General features: G+C 68.0%; 19 protein-coding genes. 5 read left to right on the forward strand and 14 right to left on the reverse strand.

Going from position 1 to position 21,262, the window contains the following annotated elements:
* From phnY to phnS, 6 genes are read right to left on the reverse strand one after another with little or no spacing between them, the layout of a single operon-like run.
* Nucleotides 1–1,455, reverse strand: a complete 1,455-nt coding sequence (phnY, locus tag KU887_RS24270; protein ID WP_258255663.1) for a phosphonoacetaldehyde dehydrogenase — start codon at nucleotides 1,453–1,455, stop codon at nucleotides 1–3.
* A complete protein-coding gene (gene phnA / locus KU887_RS24275; protein ID WP_048985294.1) occupies nucleotides 1,452–2,762 on the reverse strand; it encodes a phosphonoacetate hydrolase in 1,311 nt (436 codons plus the stop codon). Before phnA ends, phnY begins: the two co-directional genes overlap by 4 nt.
* On the reverse strand, nucleotides 2,759–3,619 hold the full coding sequence (phnV, locus tag KU887_RS24280) for a 2-aminoethylphosphonate ABC transport system, membrane component PhnV (protein ID WP_006494274.1): 861 nt from the start codon (nucleotides 3,617–3,619) through the stop codon (nucleotides 2,759–2,761). Before phnV ends, phnA begins: the two co-directional genes overlap by 4 nt.
* Complete coding sequence (phnU, locus tag KU887_RS24285) at nucleotides 3,609–4,529, reverse strand: 2-aminoethylphosphonate ABC transporter permease subunit (RefSeq protein WP_006494273.1); 921 nt, start codon at nucleotides 4,527–4,529, stop codon at nucleotides 3,609–3,611. The genes phnV and phnU overlap by 11 nt, the downstream gene beginning before the upstream one ends.
* On the reverse strand, nucleotides 4,507–5,610 hold the full coding sequence (gene phnT / locus KU887_RS24290) for a 2-aminoethylphosphonate ABC transport system ATP-binding subunit PhnT (protein WP_006494272.1): 1,104 nt from the start codon (nucleotides 5,608–5,610) through the stop codon (nucleotides 4,507–4,509). The genes phnU and phnT overlap by 23 nt, the downstream gene beginning before the upstream one ends.
* A gap of 34 nt (nucleotides 5,611–5,644) precedes the next feature.
* Nucleotides 5,645–6,736, reverse strand: coding sequence for a 2-aminoethylphosphonate ABC transporter substrate-binding protein (phnS, locus tag KU887_RS24295; protein WP_006489475.1), 1,092 nt, complete (start codon nucleotides 6,734–6,736; stop codon nucleotides 5,645–5,647).
* Between the two features lie 261 nt (nucleotides 6,737–6,997).
* Between phnS and KU887_RS24300 the strand changes: the two genes are divergently transcribed.
* A complete protein-coding gene (locus tag KU887_RS24300; RefSeq protein ID WP_048985297.1) occupies nucleotides 6,998–8,107 on the forward strand; it encodes a 2-aminoethylphosphonate--pyruvate transaminase in 1,110 nt (369 codons plus the stop codon).
* A gap of 97 nt (nucleotides 8,108–8,204) precedes the next feature.
* On the opposite strand, the gene KU887_RS24305 is transcribed toward KU887_RS24300, so the two are convergent.
* From KU887_RS24305 to aroQ, 3 genes are read right to left on the reverse strand one after another with little or no spacing between them, the layout of a single operon-like run.
* A complete protein-coding gene (locus tag KU887_RS24305; protein WP_006489486.1) occupies nucleotides 8,205–9,548 on the reverse strand; it encodes an MFS transporter in 1,344 nt (447 codons plus the stop codon).
* Between the two features lie 38 nt (nucleotides 9,549–9,586).
* Nucleotides 9,587–10,441 carry a shikimate dehydrogenase gene (locus tag KU887_RS24310; protein WP_258255665.1) on the reverse strand — a complete coding sequence of 285 codons (855 nt, stop codon included), beginning with the start codon at nucleotides 10,439–10,441 and terminating at the stop codon, nucleotides 9,587–9,589.
* Entirely contained in the window at nucleotides 10,438–10,893 is a 456-nt protein-coding gene (aroQ, locus tag KU887_RS24315) for a type II 3-dehydroquinate dehydratase (protein WP_006489476.1), read from the reverse strand. The genes KU887_RS24310 and aroQ overlap by 4 nt, the downstream gene beginning before the upstream one ends.
* A gap of 257 nt (nucleotides 10,894–11,150) precedes the next feature.
* Here aroQ and KU887_RS24320 point away from each other — a divergent pair, with 257 nt between their 5' ends.
* Nucleotides 11,151–13,043 (forward strand): bifunctional sugar phosphate isomerase/epimerase/4-hydroxyphenylpyruvate dioxygenase family protein, encoded by a 1,893-nt coding sequence (locus KU887_RS24320; RefSeq protein WP_077021346.1) that lies wholly within the window; start codon nucleotides 11,151–11,153, stop codon nucleotides 13,041–13,043.
* Nucleotides 13,044–13,330: 287 nt separating this feature from the next.
* Nucleotides 13,331–13,594, forward strand: a complete 264-nt coding sequence (locus tag KU887_RS24325; RefSeq protein WP_006489463.1) for a hypothetical protein — start codon at nucleotides 13,331–13,333, stop codon at nucleotides 13,592–13,594.
* Nucleotides 13,595–13,678: 84 nt separating this feature from the next.
* Here KU887_RS24325 and KU887_RS24330 read toward each other — a convergent pair whose 3' ends face one another.
* A complete protein-coding gene (locus KU887_RS24330; protein ID WP_006489480.1) occupies nucleotides 13,679–14,473 on the reverse strand; it encodes an AraC family transcriptional regulator in 795 nt (264 codons plus the stop codon).
* A 585-nt stretch (nucleotides 14,474–15,058) separates the two neighbouring features.
* On the opposite strand from KU887_RS24330, the gene KU887_RS24335 reads away from it, so the two are divergent.
* Complete coding sequence (locus tag KU887_RS24335; RefSeq protein ID WP_006489492.1) at nucleotides 15,059–16,237, forward strand: branched-chain amino acid ABC transporter substrate-binding protein; 1,179 nt, start codon at nucleotides 15,059–15,061, stop codon at nucleotides 16,235–16,237.
* A gap of 312 nt (nucleotides 16,238–16,549) precedes the next feature.
* On the forward strand, nucleotides 16,550–17,860 hold the full coding sequence (locus tag KU887_RS24340) for an MFS transporter (protein ID WP_006494264.1): 1,311 nt from the start codon (nucleotides 16,550–16,552) through the stop codon (nucleotides 17,858–17,860).
* Between the two features lie 113 nt (nucleotides 17,861–17,973).
* Here the strand turns inward: KU887_RS24340 and KU887_RS24345 are convergent, their stop codons facing one another.
* The 4 genes from KU887_RS24345 to garD form a co-directional block, all read right to left on the reverse strand.
* Nucleotides 17,974–18,411: a DoxX family protein gene (locus KU887_RS24345; RefSeq protein ID WP_006491342.1), complete on the reverse strand. Its 438-nt coding sequence runs from the start codon at nucleotides 18,409–18,411 to the stop codon at nucleotides 17,974–17,976.
* Nucleotides 18,412–18,574: 163 nt separating this feature from the next.
* Nucleotides 18,575–19,030: an RbsD/FucU family protein gene (locus KU887_RS24350; RefSeq protein ID WP_006491332.1), complete on the reverse strand. Its 456-nt coding sequence runs from the start codon at nucleotides 19,028–19,030 to the stop codon at nucleotides 18,575–18,577.
* Between the two features lie 79 nt (nucleotides 19,031–19,109).
* On the reverse strand, nucleotides 19,110–19,502 hold the full coding sequence (locus tag KU887_RS24355; RefSeq protein WP_258255673.1) for a nuclear transport factor 2 family protein: 393 nt from the start codon (nucleotides 19,500–19,502) through the stop codon (nucleotides 19,110–19,112).
* 183 nt (nucleotides 19,503–19,685) lie between these two features.
* Nucleotides 19,686–21,239 carry a galactarate dehydratase gene (garD, locus tag KU887_RS24360; RefSeq protein ID WP_200064253.1) on the reverse strand — a complete coding sequence of 518 codons (1,554 nt, stop codon included), beginning with the start codon at nucleotides 21,237–21,239 and terminating at the stop codon, nucleotides 19,686–19,688.
* Between the last annotated feature and the right edge of the window lie 23 nt (nucleotides 21,240–21,262).

Here is a 21,262-nt window from a genome sequence, read left to right on the forward strand (position 1 = left end):
TTACTCCCAAGGCAGCGAAAACGTCTTCAGGTTCGTGAAACTCTTCATCGCCTCCTGGACGCCTTCCTTGTAACCGAGCCCCGAATCCTTGATCCCGCCGAACGGCGACAGTTCGATCCGGTATCCGGGCACTTCCCATACGTTCACCGTGCCGACGTTCAACTCGTTCACGAACCGTACGACGGCGGCCGTGCTGTCCGTACAGACACCCGACGACAGCCCGAACGCCGTGCCGTTGCTGAGCCGGATCGCGTCGTCGATCGTATCGAATGCGATGACGGGCGACACGGGCCCGAAGGTCTCCTCGCGCACCAGCGTCATCGACGGATCGACGTTGTCGAGCACGGTCGGCGCGTACAACGCGCCGCGCCGCACATTGCCGGTCAGCAGGCGCGCGCCCTGCGCGACCGCCTCGTTCACGCGTGCCTCGAACAGTCGCGCCGCGGCTTCGTCGATCACCGTGCCCATTTCGTTCGAGGGATCGAATGGATCGCCGTATTTCCAGGCGCGCGTCTTCTCGACGAGCAATTCGGTGAACGCCGGCACGATGGAGCGCTGCACCAGCATCCGCTTGACGGCCGTGCAGCGCTGGCCCGAATTCCGGTACGAGCCCAACACCGCGAGCGACGCCGCGCGGTCGAGATCGGCATCGGCGAGGACGATCAGCGGGTCGTTGCCGCCCAGCTCCAGCACGATGCGCCGGTAGCCGGCCCGCGCCGCAATCGCCTTGCCGATCGCGACGCCGCCCGTGAACGTGATCAGCGACGCATGCGGATGCGTGACGAGCTCGTCCGCGATCTCGGCCGGGTCGCCGGTCAGCACCTGCAGCATCGGTTCCGGCAGCCCGGCTTCATACAGCAGGTCGGCCAGATAGAACGCCGACAGCGGTACCTTCTCCGACGGCTTCACGATCACGCGGTTGTTGGTCGCGATCGCCGGCGCGATCTTGTGCGCGACCTGGTTCATCGGATGATTGAACGGCGTAATCGCGACGATCACGCCGTCGAGCGGCTGGCGCTGCGAGAACACGCGCCGCGCCTTGCCGTGGGGCGTCAGGTCGCAAGAGAAACTCTGCGCGTCGTCACGCAGCGCCTCGACCGCCGCGAACTTCAGCACGTCGGCCACCCGGCCGATCTCGTAGCGCGAATCCTGTTTCGACAATCCCGACTCGAGCGTGATCAGGTCGGACGCCTCCTCGGTGCGCTCGCGCAGCAGCGCGGCCGCACGTTCGAGGATCTGCGAGCGTTCGTAGCGCGTCAGCGTCGGCCGGTAAGCCATCGCGTAATCGAACGCCGCGCGCACGTCGTCGACGCTGGCGAGCGGCGCGGTGCCGACGCGCGTGCCCGTGTACGGGTCCGTGACGTCGAGCGTGCGCTCGCGCATCGCGCGCGTGCCGCACCAACGCAACGCTTCGGCACGAAACGACGGATGATCTTGCCGCGGATGAGCCATCATGTCGCGATCCGGTTCAACACGAAATCGAACACGTCGAAGTTACGCGGGCGACGTGCGGGATCGTCCCGCTCGATACGGCGATTGAACAGCAGCGGCACCTCCTGCTCCGACACGCCGCCATGCGAACGCAGCGGCACCGTGAGGCCCGACAGATCGTGGTCGCGTTCACGCGTACCGAGCGTCATGTCGCGGCGGCCGATCACGACGAGATCGCCGATCCGGTCGGCCGGCAGTTCGAAACGAGCGGCGGCTTCCGCGTTGTCGAGCACGAGCTCGACGCCATCGAGGCCACCGATGCGCCACATCGCTTCGGGCCGATCGACGCCCGGCGCCAGGTAGATCGTCGCGAACGAACCGAGCGCGCCGTGATGCACGACGTACGGATCGGTAATCGGCAGGATCACGCGCGCCGCCTGCGTGCCGTACCAGCCGTCGAAGGCGTCCTGCAGATAGATCACGTTCGGCCGGCCCGTCGCCGGATCGTGCTTCGCGTTCATCCCGTGATCGGCCGTGAGCCCGATCGCCCAGCCGAGCGCGTCGAGCTGCGCGAGGTAGCCGTCCATCATCGCGTAGAACGCGTTCGCGCCGGCACTGCCCGGCTCGCATTTGTGCTGCACGTAGTCGGTGGTCGACAGGTACATCAGGTCGACCTGCCGCGTCTGCGCGAGGCGTACGCCGGCCGCGAACACGAATTCGGACAATGCCGCGCTGTACACATCCGGCGACGGCAGGCCGACCCAGTCGAGCACGTCGACGATCCCGTTTTCCGCGAGATTGGCCTGCGCGGCCTTCTCGGCCGAAAAGCAGATGCCGTTCAGCTGCCAGCCGAGCAGCCGGCGCAGCTTGTCCTTCGCGGTCACGACGGCCACCCGCGCACCGGCGTCGGACGCCGCGGCGAGCAGCGTGCCGGCCCGCAGGTAGGCCGGGTCGTTCATCATGACTTCGGCGCCGCGCCCGCCGTCGGCGGCCGGATCCCAGAAGTAGTTGCCGCAGATGCCGTGAACCGACGGCGGCACGCCGCAGACGATCGACAGGTTGTTCGGGTTGGTGAAGGTCGGCACGACGCAATCGGCGCGCCACGCGGTGCCTTGCTCGATCATCCGGCCGATGAACGGCGCGACGCCCGCTGCCACCGCCCGTTCGAGATAGTCGTACTCGCAGCCGTCGACACAGATGACGACGGTCGGCTCGACCGGCAGCCGGTAGCGCCGGCCGTTGACGTCGATCGAGCGTCCCGCGAGATCCGGCGCACCCTTGCCGGCGGCCGGTTGCTCGCCGGGGAGCCGCAACGCGAACGCGGCGTTCATGATGCCGCCCGCTTGCCGCGCGGCACGCGCGCGGCGATCAGCAGCAACGCCGCGAGCGACGCGCCGAGCATCAGCAGCGACAGCGCCGACGCCGGCAGGTAGTAGCCGCGCTCCACCTGCCCGATCACGACGATCGGCACGGTCGCGAAGCCGGGCGGATATACCGTCAGCGTCGCGCCGAGCTCACCGAGCGACAGCGCGAAGCCGAGCGCGAGGCTCGCGCGCAGCGCCGGCACGAGCTGCGGCAGCAGCACGCGGCGCAGCACCATCGCGGGCGGCGCACCGAGGCTCGCGGCAGCTTCGCGCAGCACGGTCAATTCCGGGCGCAGCGCGGCGGCCGCGCAGCGATAGCAGAACGGCAGAATCAGCGCGAGCTGCACCAGCACGACGATCGCCGCCGAGCTGGACAGGTCGAGCGGCTTCCGGTGATACGCGATCAGCACCGCGAGCCCGAGCACGACGCTCGGTACGCCGTTCGGCACCATCACAAGCGCGTCGACGACCGCCCCGAGGCCGCGCCGGTCGCGCCCTTCGAGCGCGAGCGCCAGCCACAGCCCGAGGATCGTGCCGAGCGCCGATACGCCGAAGCCGATTTCGAGGCTCGTCACCAGCGCGTCGTATTCCGGCGAGCCGAGCCGCTCGAACCAGCGCAGGCTGTAGCCGGCCGGCAAGATCGTGCCCGACCACTGCGTCGACACGCTCGACAGCGCGACGACGATCACCGGCAGCACGAACAGCCAGAAGCACGCGAACGCGGCCAATGCGAGCGCGGCGCGCGACGCATGCTTGAGCAACGCGTCGGTCCAGCCGATCTGGTGCCGCGGCACGGCCTGCCCGATACGGAATTCAGCGGACATCGTTCCCTCCCGTCGCACGCCGGTTCACCCGGCGATAAACCGCATACAACGCCAGCGACAGCGTCAACATCACGACCGCGCCGGCCGACGCGGTCGGCAGGTCGAGATCGACGGTCGCGCTGCTGTAGATCGCGACCGGCAACGTGACGAGCCGCGCGCTGCCGAGCACGAGCAGGATGCCGAACTCGTTCAGCGTCAGCAGGAAGCACAGCACGGTGCCGGCGGCGATGCCCGGCCACGCGATCGGCAGCACGACGCGGCGCGCGAGCATCCAGCCGGGCGCGCCGAGGCTGCGCGCGGCTTCGATCAGCCGCAGGTCCAGCGTCGCGAACGACGCGAGCGTCGGCCGCACGACGAACGGCGTGTAGAACACGGTCTGCGCGAGAATCACGCCGCCGATGCCGAACAGGAAATCGAGCGGCGGATGCTCGAGATGGAACAGGTGCTGCAGCGCGATGCTGATCGAGCCCTGCGAGCCGTACAGGAAGATCAGCGTGAACGCGACGAGGAACGACGGAAACGCGACGTACAGCTCCAGGAAGCGCGTGACGAGCGATGCACCCGGGAACGGCTTGAAGAACAGCAGCGCGGCCAGCAGCACGCCGAACACCGATGCGGTGCCGGCGCTCGCGAACAGCACGCCGAGCGTCGTCAGCAGCACGTTGCGCGTGTCGGGATTGCCGAAGAAGGTGCGGTACGCGGCGAAACTCAGCCCGTGATCGCCCGACACGCTCAGCAGCACGAGCCGCACCAGCGGATAGACGACGAGCGGGCCGAGCACGACGATCGCCAGCGCGGCGAGGTGCAAATCGCCCATGCGCCTGCGGCGCCGCGCGGCCGCGGCGTGTGCGGCGGCCGACGCGCGCACGTGCGGCGGCAGGCCGGCTTCAGGGCTCGATAAGGACGACATCGTCTGCCTCGCAATGCAGGGACACGCGCGCACCGCGCTCGGGAGCCGCGCCGCGGCCGCGTTGCATCGTGACGCGCACGGGCTCGTCGGGCGCCGCGTCGATCACGACGGCGATCGACAGGTCCGCGCCCTGCCATTCGACCGACGACACCGTGCCGTGCAGGCCGCCCGCTGCGGGCGGCATCACGGTCAGCCGCTCGGGACGCACGCACGCGACCTTGCCGCGCACCTCGTGGCGCGGATCGCCGAGCGGGAAGATCACATGCGGCGGCAGCAGGTTCGCCGGGCCGAGATAGCGCGCGACGTAGCCGTCGCGCGGCGCGTCGTACAACTGCTGCGGCGTGCCGAGCTGCGCGATGTGACCATCGCGCATCAGCAGCGCGCGGTCGGACAGCACGAGCGCATCGTCGCGGTCGTGCGTCACGCAGACGACGGTCAGGTTCGGCAGGCGCTCGTGCAGCGCCTTCAGTTCGCTGCGCACCGACGCGCGCAGGTTGGCGTCGAGCGCCGACAGCGGCTCGTCGAGGAGCAGCACGTCGGGCTCGATCACCAGCGCGCGGGCCAGCGCGACGCGCTGCTGCATCCCGCCCGACAGTTGCGCGGGCAGATGGTGACCCGCGTCGCCGAGCTGCACGAGCTTCAGCGCATCGGCGACGCGGCGCGTCACTTCCGACGACGCCATGCCACGCGCGCGCAGCCCGAATGCGACGTTCTCGAACACCGACAGGTGCGGGAACAACGCGTAATTCTGGAACAGCAGACCGAGGTTGCGCTTGTGCGGCGGCGCATAGGTCAGGTCGCGTCCGGCAACGGTCAGCGTGCCGGTCAGGCCGTCGGCCTTCACGAACCCGGCGATGAAGCGCAGCAGCGTGGTCTTGCCGCAACCGCTCTTGCCGAGCACGGTCAGAAATTCACCGGCGCCGATCGACAGCGACAGATCCTCCAGCACCGTGCGCGCGCCGTAGCGCACGCTCAGATGCTCGATCTGCACGCCGCCCGGCGCGCCGGACCGCAGCGTCGCGTGCGGTTCGGCGGCGCCGAATGCGCCGGGATGGGTCAGGGTGGTTTCCACCGGGTTCATCCTCTTGCTCGCGAATACAGGCGGCGTGCGCCGATCACTTCGGCTTGACGACGTCGAGCTGCTTGCCCGAGCTGCCGATCACGTCCTTCTTCCAGCGCTCGATCCACACCGGCTTCTTCGCCATCACCTGGGTCCAGTCGACCGGAATCAGCTTCACACCCGCGATCGCCTTCTTGACCGCTTCGCCGTTCTTGCCGGCCAGCGGCACGTCGGTGCGGCCCGGGATGCCGTACATGTCCGGCACCTTCGACTGCACTTCCGTCGACATCAGGTAGTCGATCAGCTTCCGGCCGGCGTCCTGGTTCGGGCCGCTCTTGATCAGGCCGATGCCGTACGGGAGCTGGAACGTGGTCGGCTGGTCGCCGTCCTTCGCGGCCAGGAAGATCGGCTTGATGGACAGCGCGCCGTGTTCGGCGTCGTCGAGGTCCATCTGCAGGTCGCCGTTCGCGACGCTGATCTCGTTACGCGACAGCAGCACGTTCAGGTAACCCGTGCCCTTCGTGTGGAACTTCACGCTCTGCGACAGCTTCGCGAGATAGTCGAACGCCTTGTCCTCGCCCATCAGCGACGTCGTCAGGATCAGCACGGCCATCCCGTCGCCGGCCGTGGCCGGGTTCGAGTACGCGACCTTGCCGGCGTAGGCCGGCGCGAGCAGGTCGGCGAACGTCTTCGGCTGGTTCTTCACGACGTCCGGGTTGATCGCGAACGAGAAGTAGTTGTTCACGAACGTCGCCCAGGTGCCGTCCTCGGCCTTCGCGATGGCCGGCACGTTCTTGTAGTTCACGCTCTGGTACGGCTGCAGCAGGCCCATCTGGCCGGCTTGCTGGATGAACGGCGGCAGCGTGACGATCACGTCGGCCTTCGGGGAATTCTTCTCGATGTTCGCGCGGTTCACCACCTCGCCGCTGCCCGCCGTCACGATGTTGACCTTCACGCCTTCCTTCTTCTCGAAAGCCGGCAGCACGTCGCGATAGAGGTTCTCGAGGCCGTCCGCCGTGTACAGCACGACCGCGTTTGCCGCATGCGCCGGCATCGCGGCGCCTTGCAGCAGACCGGCGGCGCAGGCGGCCAGCGCGAGTTTGCGGAACGCGCCGGCGGCGGCGCGCGAGGGTTTCTGCAGTGTCATCTCACTTCTCCGTAGGCGGAACACCAAACGGCCGGGGCACGATCCGGCTCTCCTGTTGTCTTCGGGCGAGCCGCCTGGCGGCCCGCCTCGCTACCGCGCTCAGGCTGGGTGTCGCGCGGCAACCGAAGGATCACAGCGTTCGATGACAAAGCCGTGACGAATGCCACAATTTCCAAAAAATGACACATTTTGCCACTATCATGCAAGTCATTCGGAAATGCCGTCCGGTGTTTCGTTCGCCCTTTGCTGGAGACAAAAGCCATGCCCGACCCGATCCTGCTCACGCCCGGCCCGCTCACCACGTCCGCCACAACACGCCACGCAATGCAACATGACTGGGGGTCGTGGGATGCCGCTTTCAACCAGCTGACGGCCAGCGTCTGCGCGGATCTCGTCGCCATCGCGCATGGCGGAGACGAGTACGTATGCGTGCCGATGCAGGGTAGCGGCACGTTCTCGGTCGAAGCCGCGCTCGGCACGCTGGTGCCGCGCGACGGCGTCGTGCTGGTGCCCGAGAACGGCGCGTATTGCGCGCGCATCCTGAAAATTCTCGGCCGGCTCGGTATCGACGCGATCGCGCTGCCGTTCGGCGAAGACGCGGCCGTCGACGCGGCGGCCATTGAGGCTGCGTTCGCGCGCGAGCCGCGCATCACGCACGTCGCGCTCGTGCACCTGGAAACGAGCGCCGGGATCCTGAATCCGCTCGACGCGATCGCGGCCGCGTGCCGGCGGCACGGCAAGCGGCTGATCGTCGATGCGATGAGTTCGTTCGGCGCGCTGCCGATCGCGCTGGCGGACAGCGGCATCGACGCGCTGATCTCGGCCAGCGGCAAATGTCTCGAAGGCGTGCCGGGAATGGGATTCGCGATCGTGCGGCGCGACGCGCTCGACGCGAGCGAAGGCAACTCGCCCTCGCTCGCGCTCGATCTCCACGACCAGTACGCGTACCTGCGCAGGACGGGGCAATGGCGCTTCACGCCGCCGACGCACGTGATTGCCGCGCTGCGCGCCGCGCTCGACCAGTATCTCGCCGAAGGCGGCCAGCCGGCGCGCGGCGCGCGCTATGCGGACAACTGCCGGACGCTGGTCGAATCGATGCGCGCGCTCGGTTTCGTGCCGTTCCTCGACGCGAGCGTGCAGGCGCCGGTGATCGTCACGTTTCACGCGCCCGACCATCCAGCCTACGATTTCCGCCGTTTCTACGACGCGGTGCGCGACGCGGGCTTCATCCTGTATCCGGGCAAACTGACGCGGCTCGAGACGTTCCGCGTCGGCTGCATCGGCGCGATCGATGCGGGCGATATCCGGCGGGCGGTCGCCGCGATCGCGCAGGCAATCGAATCGCTCGGCATCGCCATGCAGCCCGCATGAAGCGAGGTATGTGCCGACCGGTCGGCACGCGCAAACAAAAAACCCGGCGGCCAACCGGCCGCCGGGCGAACGCACCGAGTGTGCGTGGAGCCGGTGCTTACAGCTCGATCCGCTTGATGTCGCCGACGACGAAGATGTACGACAGCGCACCGACCAGCGCGATCACGCCGATGAACACGAGCGCGCCGACGAACGAGCCGGTCGACGCGACGATGAAGCCGACCACGAGCGGCGTGACGATGCCCGCCAGGTTCGCCGCGAAGTTGAAGATGCCGCCCGTCACGCCGAGCAGGCCGTCCGGCGCGATGTCCGACACGAGCGTCCAGCCGAGCGCGGCCATCCCCTGCGCGAAGAACGCGACCGACATGATCGCGATCACCGCCTCGTTGCTCTGCACGTAGTTCGCGAGAATGATCGTCGACGCGAGCAGCAGGCCCGCGATGATCGGCAGCTTGCGCGCGAGGTTCGCGGACTTGCCGCGGCGCAGCAGCCAGTCGGAGAAGATCCCGCCGAACATCACGCCGACCGACGCGGCGATGAACGGCATCACCGCGAAGAAGCCGATCTTCAGCCAGCCCATGTGGCGCTCGGTTGCCAGATAGGTCGGGAACCAGGTCAGGAAGAATACGAGCGTCGAGTTGCCGGCGAACTGGCCGAGGCAGATGCCCGCGAGCTGGCGCTTCTTCACCAGTTGGCCGACCATCGACCAGCTGAACTTGGCCTGCGCCGGCTTGCCGCTCTTGTCGCCGTCCTTGCGCGCACCGTGCACGAGACCGCCGCCCGCTTCGATATAGGCCAGTTCCGCCGAATTCGCGCCCGGGTGGTTGCGCGGCTCGTGGTAGAACTTCCACCAGACCAGGCCGAACACGATGCCGACCGCACCGACCACCCAGAACAGCGAGCGCCAGCCGAACGCGCCCATCAACGCGAACAGCACCGGGCTGAAGAACGCGAGGCCGATGTACTCGCCGACGGTGTAGGTGCCGGTCGCCATCGCGCGTTCGTTCTGCGGGAACCACGTCGCGACGACGCGGCTGTTGGTCGGGAAGCACGGCGCTTCCGTCACGCCGAGACCGAGCCGGCACGCGAGCAACGTCGCGACGCCCGGCACGAAGCCTTGCAGGAACGTGCACAGCGACCACAGCGTCATCGACCAGTAGTAGGTGATCTTGCTGCCGAAGCGGTCGAGGAACAAGCCGCCGGGCACCTGCATCGCCACGTACGTCCACGAAAACGCGGAGAACATGACGCCCATCACGGCCGCGTTGATGCCGAGCTCCTTGGTGAGCTGCGGCGCCGCCACGCCCAGCACAGTGCGGTCGAGATAGTTGATCATCGTGCCGATCGCGAGCAGCGCGAGGATCTTGTAGCGCGCCGACGTGCGCCGGACCGTGCCGGCCGCCTGCGCCGGCGCGGCGCTCGTGTGGGTGGTGTGTTGCATGGTCGTCTCCTGTCTCTCTTTCTGTGTCTGCAAGGGGGTCAGCGCGCGACGAGCGACTGAAAGTGATCGAACATCCGCTCGGCGTCGGGCGTGCGCCCGGTGAAGAGCTCGAACGCGTCGACGGCCTGGTACACGGCCATCCCGCCGCCCGGCAGCGTCGCGCAGCCGGCCGCGCGCGCGGCGTGGATCAGTTCGGTTTCGAGCGGGAAATACACGATGTCGGCCACCCACATGCCTGCGTGGAGCAGCTCGGCCGGCAGCGGCAGGCCCGGATGCTTGGCCATGCCGGTCGGCGTGCAGTGGATCAGGCCGGTCGCTGCGCGCATCGCGGCCGCGAGATCGCTGCCCGGCGTGACCCGGGCGGCGGGGAAGCGCTGCTGCAATTCGCCCGCCAGCGCGGTGACGCGCGTGCCGTCGACGTCGAAAATCGTCAGTTCGGCCGCGCCCATCTGCAGCGCGGCGTGCGCGACGGCCGCGCCCGCGCCGCCCGCGCCGAGCTGGACGACGCGGTCGAGCTTCGCGTCCGGCAGCCCGCGGCGGAACGATTTCGCAAAGCCCGACCAGTCGGTGTTGTGGCCGATCCGCTTGCCGTCCTTGAACAGCACGGTGTTCACCGCGCCGAGCGCACGCGCGTCGTCCGACAGCGCGTCGAGGTGCTCGATCACGCGCTGCTTGCACGGATGCGTGATGTTCAGTCCGTTGTAGCCCATCCGCTGCGCGGCCTCGAGCAGTTGCGGCAGTGCGTCGACGGTCACGCCGAGCGCATCGAGATCGATGCGCCGGTACACGTAGCCGAAGCCCTGGCGGAAGCCCTCTTCCTCGTGCATCGCGGGCGACAGCGAACCGCCGATGCCCTGGCCGATCAGGCCGATCAGAAACGACGGGCGGCTCATCGGGCAGCCCCCTGCGCGAACAGCGTCGCCAGGCGCTGCAGCGCGAACACGTAGCCTTCGGTGCCGCAGCCGCAGATCACGGCTTCGGCGATCGCCGAGATATACGAATGGTGGCGAAACGCCTCGCGGCGATGGACGTTCGAGATATGCACCTCGATCACCGGCTTCGCGATCGCGGAAAGCGCGTCGGCCAGCGCGACCGACGTGTGCGTATAGGCGGCCGGGTTGATCACGATGCCGTGCGTGTCGTGACGCGCGGCATGCAGCCAGTCGATCAGCTGGTGCTCGGCGTTCGACTGGCGAAACTCGATTTCCAGCCCGAGCCCTTCCGCCGCCGTGCGGCAGCGCTGCTCGAGATCGGCGAGCGTTTCCGCGCCGTAGATATGGGGCTCGCGGGTGCCCAGCAGATTGAGGTTCGGGCCGTTCAGCACCAGCACCTTGTGCTTGCTCATCGTGTTTCTGCTCCTGAAACAGGGGCAGACCAGGATCGGCGCCGCCCCGAAGACATCGGAATTTGGCGCTAGTGTGCGCCCGTGCACGCGGGCTGTCTTTTCGGGTTTTCGCTAATTTGTACCACCTAGTTAGTTTGTACAATACGCATCACTAACCCAGTAAATTCGGGATATGGCGCGCGTACGGAACTCAACGACTGGTTCATTCAGGGCCGGTTCGACCGGCGCCATGCCCTGTTCATCCGCAGGAAACGCCCATGCAGCGCTCGATCGCCACCGTGTCACTGTCCGGCACGCTCGCCGAGAAGCTCGCCGCCGTCCAGGCCGCGGGCTTCGACGGCGTCGAAATCTTCGAAAACGATCTCGTCTACTTCGACGGATCGCCGGCCGACGTCCGGCGCATGGCCGCCGACCTCGGCCTCGACATCGTGCTGTTCCAGCCGTTTCGCGACTTCGAGGGCGTGAGCGCGGCCCAGCTTGCGCGCAATCTCGACCGGATCAAGCGCAAGTTCGACGTGATGCATGCGCTCGGCACCGACCGCATCCTCGTCTGCAGCAGTGTGGCGGCCGACACGATCGCGGACGACGGGCTGCTCGTCGACCAGCTCGGCGTGCTCGCCGAAGCCGCGCGGCAGGCCGGCGTGGTGGCCGCGTACGAAGCGCTCGCGTGGGGCCGCGTCGTGAAGCGGTACGGCCACGCGTGGAAGCTCGTGAACGCGGTGAACAGCCCGCACCTCGGCCTGGCGCTCGACAGTTTCCACACGCTGTCGCTCGACGATTCGCCGGACGCGATCGCCGACATCCCCGGCGACCGGATCGCGTTCGTGCAGATCGCCGACGCGCCGAAGCTCGTGATGGACGTGCTCGAATGGAGCCGCCACTACCGCTCGTTCCCGGGCCAGGGCGACTTCGACCTGGCGCGCTTCACCGCGCGCGTGATCGAGTCGGGCTATACGGGGCCGCTGTCGCTCGAGATCTTCAACGACGGCTTCCGCGCGGCGCCGACCGCGCTCACGGCCGCCGACGGCCATCGCTCGCTGCTCTATCTGGAAGACCTGACGCGCGCGCGGCTCGCGCAGGACGGTCGCACGCCGGCCGCCAGCCAACCGCTGTTCGCGCCGCCGGCCCCGCCCGCGCACGTCGGGTTCCAGTTCATCGAATTCGCGGTCGACGCACCGGCGGCGGCGACCGTCGGCGAATGGCTGGGCCGGATGCGCTTCCGGCTCGCCGGCCGGCATCGCTCGAAGGACGTGACGCTGTTCCAGCACGGCGCCGCGTCGATCGTGCTGAACGCCGAGCGCGACTCGTTCGCCGATGCGTTCTTCCAGCAGCACGGGCTGTCGCTGTGCGCGTCGGCATTCCGCGTCGACGATGCCAAAGTGGCGTTCGAACGCGCGGCCGGCTTCGGCTACGCGCCGTTCTCCGGCCGGGTCGGGCCGAACGAGCGTGTGCTGCCGAGCGTGAAGGCGCCGGACGGCAGCCTCGAATATTTCGTCGACGAGGCGCCGGATACGCCCACGCTATATGAATCGGACTTCGTGCTGACCGACATCGACGGCCCGAGCGAAGTCGGCCCGCTGACGGGCATCGATCACGTGTGCCTCGCGCTGCCGGCCGACGCGCTCGACACCTGGATCCTGTTCTTCAAGACGGCGTTCGGCTTCGAGGCCGAGCGCAGCTGGCTCGTGCCCGACCCGTACGGGCTGATGCGCAGCCGCGCGGTGCGCAGCGCCGACGGCTCGGTGCGGATCGCGCTGAACGCGTCGGTCGACCGCCATACGGCCGTCGCCGAATCGCTCGACCGCTACCACGGCACCGGGCTGAACCACGTCGCGTTCCGCACCGACGACATCGTGAAGACGGTCGCCGCGTTCGCGGCCGACGGCGTGCCGTTCCTGCGGATTCCGGCCAACTACTACGACGATCTCGCCGCGCGCTACGCGCTGCCGGACGAACTGATCGACACGCTGAGCGCGCATCACCTGCTGTACGACCGCGACGAGCACGGCGGCGAATTCCTGCATGCGTACACGGAGCTGGTCGACAACCGCTTCTCGCTGGAGATCGTCGAGCGGCGCGGCGGATACGACGGCTATGGCGCGGCGAATGCGGCCGTGCGGCTCGCCGCGCAGGCGCAGCGCAGGAAATAAGGAAAGGACGCGAAGCGGAGTTGGGGCCGGACCACGCAAGCGATTCGGCGACCATTCGGGCGGCCCACCTTTCACCCGCACCATCGTGGTGAATCGCACCGCCGAAGGCCCGCCCGCACGGCCGGCCTCGATCAGCGGGGAAGCTACGCGGCGTCTGGCGTTACATCCCGTAACCCGTACCGCAGCGCAGCATTGCGCCGTCCGCCACGGTTTTAAGAATCGCTTAAGTCTTCGACGGCACCATCCGCAACCAGTACCCGATGGTCATCTCGAAAAGGAGGAAAGCGATGAGCGCCGTAGAAGCACCCGCGGGCCGCCCGGCCGCGCCCCCTGCAAAGAAGACGATGCTGCGCCGCCTGCTCAGTCATCACGAAATCGCGACGCTGCTCGTGCTGCTGCATGCACCGATCGGCGCGAACGCCAAACCCGAATTGCCCGCGCTGCAGGAAGCCGGCCTCGTCGAAATGGTCAAGCTCGACCCCGATACGGCCCCGAGCTTCCGGCTGACCGAAGACGGCACGGCCGTCCTGAAAGGGCTCGGCTACCGCTGAGCCGCCGCTTTCACCGCTTCACCCTTCCCGCTTCCCCGCCTTACCCCGATCCCCGCGACGCGCCGGCCACGCCGGCGAGTTGCGTCACCCCGCCCGCTCCTGCAGCATCAACCGGTATTCCGTCGGCGTCACGCCGACCGTCGCCTTGAACTGACGCGTGAACGCGCTGTGATCCGTGTAGCCGCACAGCGCGGCGACGTCGGTCACCTTGTCGTGCGTGACGAGCAGCGCGGTGGCCGCGTCGAGCCGCGTCTTCAGCAGCACCTGCCGCGGTGTCAGGTGGAACACCTTGTGGAAGTAGCGTTCGAGCTGCGCGACCGACATCCCGGCCATCTGCGCGAGTTGCTTCAGGTTCAGCGGCTGCACGTAATGATCCTGGATGTGCTGGACCACGTCGGCGAGCCGGCTGTAGGCCGGGTGCGATCCCTCGTGCGCCTTCAGGTCGCGCGAGATGCCCGCGAGGCCGACCACCCGGCCCGCGGCGTCGCGCAGCGGCTCCTTGCAGGTCAGGCACCAGCCCGGCTGGCGGCCCGGATACAGGTGCAGCTCGAGCTGGTCCATCAATTGCTGGCCGGCGTTGATCGTCGCCATGTCCTGCTCGAAATAGCTGCGGCCGAAGCGACGCGGAAACACCTCGTCGGCCGTCTTGCCGAGCAGGTCGCGCTTGTCCTTGTAGCCGCAGCGCATCGCCAGCGTGCGATTGACGATCGCGTAGCGGCCGCTCGCATCCTTCACGAAGAACGCGACGTCCGGCAGCGCATCGAACACCGGTTCGAGCAGGCGGAAATGCACGAGCATCGCGCCGAGATCGGCGTTGTCGGGCTGGTAGCGCAACGTGTCGGACAGGCTCATGGGCGGTACGGCAAGCAAGGTCGTCATCCCGGCAACCGCGAAGCGAGTGGCAGATGGCGTCGATTATAGGAGCGCCCCTTCGTTCGCGTCGCGCCGGGCGCGGGGCGGGGCGGGCAAGGCGGCGGCCGGTTGCATCGTGCGTCGCGATCGGCCGCATCGGTCAGCCGCACAGGTTGCGCACACAACTACTGCGAAACGCATGCGGCGCCGGCGAAGGTTCCGCTTTCGCCGCGGCCGGCGCAGCACGTCGACACACTGCCAGCACATCCCCGAATCCGCCATCCTAAAAATGCCGGCGACCCGCGTCTTGGCGGGTTTGCGCATCCGCCATGACGATTTCAGCATATATCAGGGTAATCGACGATATGCCGATATCGTCGCCGGCCACGCATCGAACGCGCAAGACGCACGCATTTTCGCTATCTAGACTTCGCTTCACGGTCACGAGACGACATCCCGCCGCTGCCGCAATCGGCACGCACGACCCGTCGCATCCGCCGTCGCGCACGCCGATTCCGGCATAGCACACGCAGCACGCGGCGAGCACGCATCGCCGCTGCGCACCGGCCTGCGGATCGATACGTCTCGCCCGGTTTACCGGCGCCGGCCCGCATGCCGGCGGCGGCCCAACCACGCCATCAAGGGGAAGTGAAAGTGAAGCTGAAGGTATCGCACGTCGCGCTGGCCGCCGCCTGCGCACTGTCGGGCGCGCACGCCATCGCCGCCGACGTCGTCAAGATCGGTTTCGCCGCACCGCTGACCGGCCCGCAGTCGAATTACGGCACGGACATGCAGAAGGGCGTGCAGCTCGCGATCGCCGATTTCAACGCGACGCATCCGACGATCGGCGGCAAGCCCGTCACGTTCCAGCTCGACTCGCAGGACGACCAGGCCGACCCGCGCACCGGCACCACCGTCGCGCAGCGGCTGATCGACGACAACGTCCGCGGGATCATCGGACACTTCAACTCGGGCACCAGCATTCCGGCGTCCGACCTGTACGATCGCGCGGGGCTGCCGCAGATCTCGATGGCGACGTCGCCGCAATACACGGCGCGCGGCTACAAGACGACCTACCGGCTGCTGACGAGCGACGCGCAGGCGGGCCGCATCGTCGGCACGTACGCGGTGAAGACGCTGCGCTTCAAGCGCATCGCGATCATCGACGACCGCACGGCCTACGGCCAGGGCATCGCGGACGAATTCGCGAAGGCCGTGGAAGCGGCCGGCGGCACGATCGTCAAGCGCGACTTCACGAACGACAAGGCGCTCGATTTCTCCGCGATCCTGACCAACCTGAAGGGCATGAATCCGGACGCGATCTTCTACGGCGGCGGCGATGCGCAATCGTCACCGATGATCCGCAAGATGCGCCAGCTCGGGATGAAGTCGGCCTTCGTGACGGGCGAAATGTCGCGCTCGCCGACGTTCCTGAAGGTCGGCGGCGACGCGGCCGAAGGCGCGATCGTCTACATGGGCGGCCTGCCGAAGGAAAAGATGCCGGGCTTCTCCGGCTACGCGGCCCGCTACAAGGCGCGCTTCAACGAAGACGTGATCACCTACTCGCCGTATTCGTACGACGGCACGATCGCGCTGCTCACCGCGATGAAGGACGCGAACTCGACCGACCCGAAGGTGTACACGCCGTATCTCGGCAAGGTGTCGATCAAGGGTGTGTCGGCCCCGAGCATCGCGTACGACGCGAAGGGCGACCTGAAGGATGCGCCGGTGACGATCTACAAGGTCGAGCGCGGCGCGTTCAAGCCGGTCGATACGATCGCCGGCAACTGATACGCACCCCTTCCCGCGCGGCGCGCCAGCGGCTCACCGGCCGCCCGCGCCGCGCGCTTCGGCCGCCTGGTCCGAAGCCGTCCTCGGCGCGCGCCCGCGCGCAGGCATTTCGCGCTCCTGTAGAATCCCCCCACCCGCTTTGACGCTTCGTCTCCGCCGTGCCCCATCCCGGTGCGGCGGCGCGTGTTGCGCGCCCCACCCGGCACGCCGCACGCTTCGACGACGCAAGCCGCGCCTTGTCAGTCCATGCCGAAAAGCGGGCCCTGGAGACGCAGCACCGACAACAACATTCGAATACCGATCGTCCTGACCATGCAAGCTTCCGAATTGAGCGGCGTGCCTCGCGCCGCCGAACGCGCGCTCACGCGCAGCGACTACAAGACCCTTGGCCTTGCCGCACTCGGCGGCGCCCTCGAGTTCTACGACTTCATCATCTTCGTGTTCTTCGCGCCGGCGATAGGGCAGCTGTTCTTCCCGCACGACATTCCCGACTGGCTGCGCCAGTTGCAGACGTTCGGCATCTTCGCGGCCGGCTACCTCGCGCGCCCGCTCGGCGGCGTGATCATGGCGCACTTCGGCGACCTGTTCGGCCGCAAGCGGATGTTCACGCTGAGCGTGCTGATGATGTCGGTGCCGACGCTGCTGATGGGCCTGCTGCCGACCTACGACACGATCGGCATCCTCGCGCCGGTGTTGCTGCTGCTGTTCCGCGTGCTGCAGGGCGCGGCGGTCGGCGGCGAAGTGCCGGGCGCGTGGGTGTTCGTGTCCGAGCACGTGCCGTCGCGCCATATCGGCTACGCATGCGGCACGCTGACCGCGGGTCTCACGGCCGGCATCCTGCTCGGCTCGCTCGTCGCGGCCGGCATCAACAGCCGCTACTCGACGGCCGAAGTCGGCGCGTTCGCATGGCGCATCCCGTTCCTGCTCGGCGGCGTGTTCGGGCTGTTCTCCGTGTACCTGCGCCGCTGGCTGCATGAAACGCCGGTGTTCGCCGAGATGAAGGCGAAGAAGGCGCTCGCGGCCGAGATTCCGCTGAAGGCGGTGCTGCGCGACCACGGCCGCGCGGTGATCGTGTCGATGCTGCTCACGTGGATGCTGTCGGCCGCGATCGTCGTCGTGATCCTGATGACGCCCGCGCTGCTGCAAAAGCAGTTCCACCTGACGCCGGCGACGACGCTGTTCGCGAACAGCGTCGCGACGCTGTGCCTGACGGCCGGCTGCATCACCGCGGGTTCGCTCGCGGGCTGGATCGGCGCGAAGCGCGTGCTCGGCATCGGCGGGCTCGGGCTGGCCGCGTGCTACTACCTGCTGTTCGCGCAGGTCGCGGCCGATGCGTCGACGCTGCCGCTCTACTACGGGATCGCGGGCTTCATGGTCGGCACGATCGGCGCGGTGCCGTTCGTGATGGTCAAGAGCTTCCCGGCCGTCGTGCGCTTCTCGGGCATCTCGTTCTCGTACAACGTCGCGTATGCGATCTTCGGCGGCCTCACGCCGGTGATCGTGTCGCTGATGATGAAGTCGAATCCGCTCGCGCCGGTCGTGTACGTCGCGGCAATCTGCGTGCTGGGCGCGATCGCCGTGCAGTTCTCGAAGGATGCGAAGGATGTGAAGGACGCACGCTGAACGTCGGCGCGCACGCGCGGGCCGGATGAACGAAGGGCCGAATCCCGCGGCGTGCGGGATTCGGCCCTTTTGTCTTGCGTCGGCCTGGCGGCGGCTGCGTGAATCTGCCCGGTTCAGCGCAGCACGCCGTACGACGAACTCGGCCGGCGCAGCGCGTCGATGCTCGCGCCGCCTGCGCCCGTGACGAACAGCAGCAGGAACCCGCCGGCGATCGCGACGTTCTTCCAGAAGTGAATCACCATGTCGTGCTGGACGGCCGCGTTCGTCGCGTCCCAGAAATTGTGCCCGACCATCGCGGTCGCGATCGTGTAGACCGCCATCAGCAACGCGAGCGGCCGTACCTTGTAGCCGACGATCAGCAGCAGGCCGCCGAGCCCCTCGATCGCGACGACGATCGGCGCGACGACCTGCTGATAGGGCACGTTCATCCCGTGCAGATACGCGACGAAGTCGCTGTAGCCGAGCAGCTTCATGATGCCGCCCCACAAGAACAACGCCGCCAGCGCCAGGCGTGCGAAAAAAATGACGCCGGAATCGACGGTACGCGTCATGCCTCTCTCCTCGTATGCAATTCGGCCGGCCGCGCGGCCCGGCAGGGCGCGCGGCAAATGGGCCAGCATAGAGGGTCTTTCCGCGGTGTCCAAGAAAAAGGTTGTAGCAAATCTTTACACTGCGGCGGCGACGCCCGCGGCCCGACGCGTGGAAAAAACGCGTTTAGCCCGCGTCGCTCAACAGCACGCCCTTCTTGAAGATGAAGCAGCCGTAGCCGCGCGTTTCGCCGGTGACGATCACCGCATACGCCTGCTGCGCGCGCTCGTAGAACGCGAAACGGTCGATGCCGGCGAGCGGCACCGCGCGCCCTTCCGCGCGGTCGATCTCGGCCTGCACTTCTCGCTGCACGGGCGGCACCGCGGCCGCGTCGCCGACGACTTCCATCCGCCATGCGGGCGTGTCGACGAACGTATCGAGCGGCAGCACGGACAGCACCGCGCGCACGACGCGCGCCGAATCGGCGCCGTCGATCCGCAGCGCGCGGCCGACCACCGTGTGCTCCGCGACGGATTCCGCCGGGAAATTCGCATCGCAGATCGCGATTTCGTCACCGTGGCCCATCGCGCGCAGCGTGTGCAGGATGTCGGCGTGCAGCAGCGGGTCGAGATTCTTCAGCATGTCGGCTAGTCTCCGGGATCAGGAACGAATCGCATAACGTTACCCGATCCCGGCGGCCGCTGCGCATGTGCCGTTCGCGTCACGACGCCGCGGCCGGCATTTCGTCGATGAAACCCGTGACCGATGCGAGGCGGCCCGATGCGTCGACGGTGCCGAAGTCCGAGCCCTTCACGATCGCCGCGCCGTCGGGCGACACGAGCGCCCACGAGAACCGCAGATGCTGGCCGAACGCGTCGACGTCGGTCGTGCGGCGGAAGCGATGCGCGGGGAAACGTTGCTGCACGGCGGCGATCATCGTATCGATGCCCGCGTGGCCGTCGCCGGCCATCAGCGGATCGCGATAGGCCGCGTCGCTCGCGTAGGTCGCGTCGATCAGCGCGCGGCGGCGCGCGACGTCGGGTTCGTTCCACGCGTCGAAGTAGCGGTCGACCAGGTCGGCGTGGACGGACGAAGCGGATTGAGCGGTGTTCATGGCGAGGCTCCTTGTGTCGGTGGACGATGTCGCGGACGTTTCGGGTCCGCGTGCCGCTATCGTCGCCGGGCGCGCGCGGACGGTCGATTACGTGCGAGGTAAGGAAATCGCGCGTGCGCCGCCCCAAAAGAAAACGGGCGCCCGAAGGCGCCCGCATCGTCTTGCCGCTACCACCCGCACGTATCAGGTCACCGGCGCCGGATTGAACAGCGTCAGCGCATTCGCGAGCTTCCATTGCTCGGCCCACGTGCGGCGCTTGCCGCTGGCGACGTCGAGCATCAGCCGGAACAATTCCCAGCCCGTGTCCTCGATCGTCGCCGCGCCGGTCGCGATCTGCCCGGCGTCGAGATCCATCAGGTCGTGCCAGCGGCGCGCGAGATCGCTGCGCGTCGCGACCTTGATCACCGGCACCTGCGCGAGGCCGTACGGCGTGCCGCGGCCGGTCGTGAAAATGTGCAGGTTCATCCCCGCCGCGAGCTGCAGCGTGCCGCAGATGAAATCGCTCGCGGGCGTCGCCGCGTACAGCAGCCCCTTCTGCCGCGCCCGATCGCCGGGACGCACGACGCCGGCGATCGGCGCGCTGCCCGACTTCACGATCGACCCCATCGCTTTCTCGACGATGTTCGACAGCCCGCCCTTCTTGTTGCCCGGCGTCGTGTTTGCGCTGCGGTCGACGCGGCCGCGCTGCAGGTAGCGGTCGTACCAGTCCATCTCGCGAATGATCTCGCGGGCGACGTCCTCGTTCGCCGCGCGCGACGTGAGCTGCGCGACGCCGTCGCGCACTTCGGTCACTTCCGAGAACATGATCGTTGCACCCGCACGCACCAGCAGGTCGGCCGCGAAGCCGACCGCCGGGTTCGCGGTGAGCCCCGAGAACGCGTCGCTGCCGCCGCACTGCACGCCGACGACGAGATCCGACGCGGGACACGTCTCGCGACGGCGGCGGTTGAGCCGCTCGAGATGCGATTCGGCCATCTTCATGATCGAGTCGATCATCGAATTGAAGCCGACGTGCGCGGCATCCTGCAGGCACACGACGCCGCCGTTGCCGGTCGCGCCGTCGGCGGTCACCGGGATCGCGCCCGGCGGCAGCAGACGCTCGGGCTGCAGCTTCTCGCAGCCGAGGCTCACGGTCATCACTTCGCCGCCGAAATTCGGATTCAGGCTGATGTTGCGCAGCGTGCGGATCGGGATGTCGGCGTCCGGCGCATCGATCGCGACGCCGCAGCCATACGTATGTTCGAGCCCGACCACGTCGTCGACGTTCGGGTAGCGCGGCAGCAGTTCGTCCTTGATCCGCTTCACCGCATGTTCGACGACGCCCGACACGCATTGCACGGTCGTCGTGATCGCGAGGATGTTGCGCGTGCCGACCGAACCGTCGGCGTTGCGGAAACCCTCGAACGTATAGCCTTCGAGCGGCTCGAGCGGCGGCGCGGCACGCGTCGCGAGCGGCAGGTCGTCGAGGCCCGGCGGCTCAGGCATGCGCATCGTGCGCTCGTTGACCCAGCTGCCGCGGCGCAGGTCGGTCAGCGCATAGCCGATCACCACGTTGTAGCGCACGACCGGGGCGCCGGCCGCGAGGTCGACGAGCGCGACCTTGTGTCCTTGCGGCACGCCTTCGCACAGCGTCAGCCCGTCGGCGAACGTCGCGCCTTCGGGCAAACCGCCGTCGTTGACGACGATCGCGACGTTGTCGTCCGGATGCACGCGGATGTAGAGCGGGGAAGCAGTCATCGGAATTCCTGGAAGCATTCTGC

The organism is Burkholderia sp. EMB26 (genome assembly GCF_024730645.1).
GTDB classification, from domain to species: Bacteria; Pseudomonadota; Gammaproteobacteria; order Burkholderiales; family Burkholderiaceae; genus Burkholderia; species Burkholderia cenocepacia.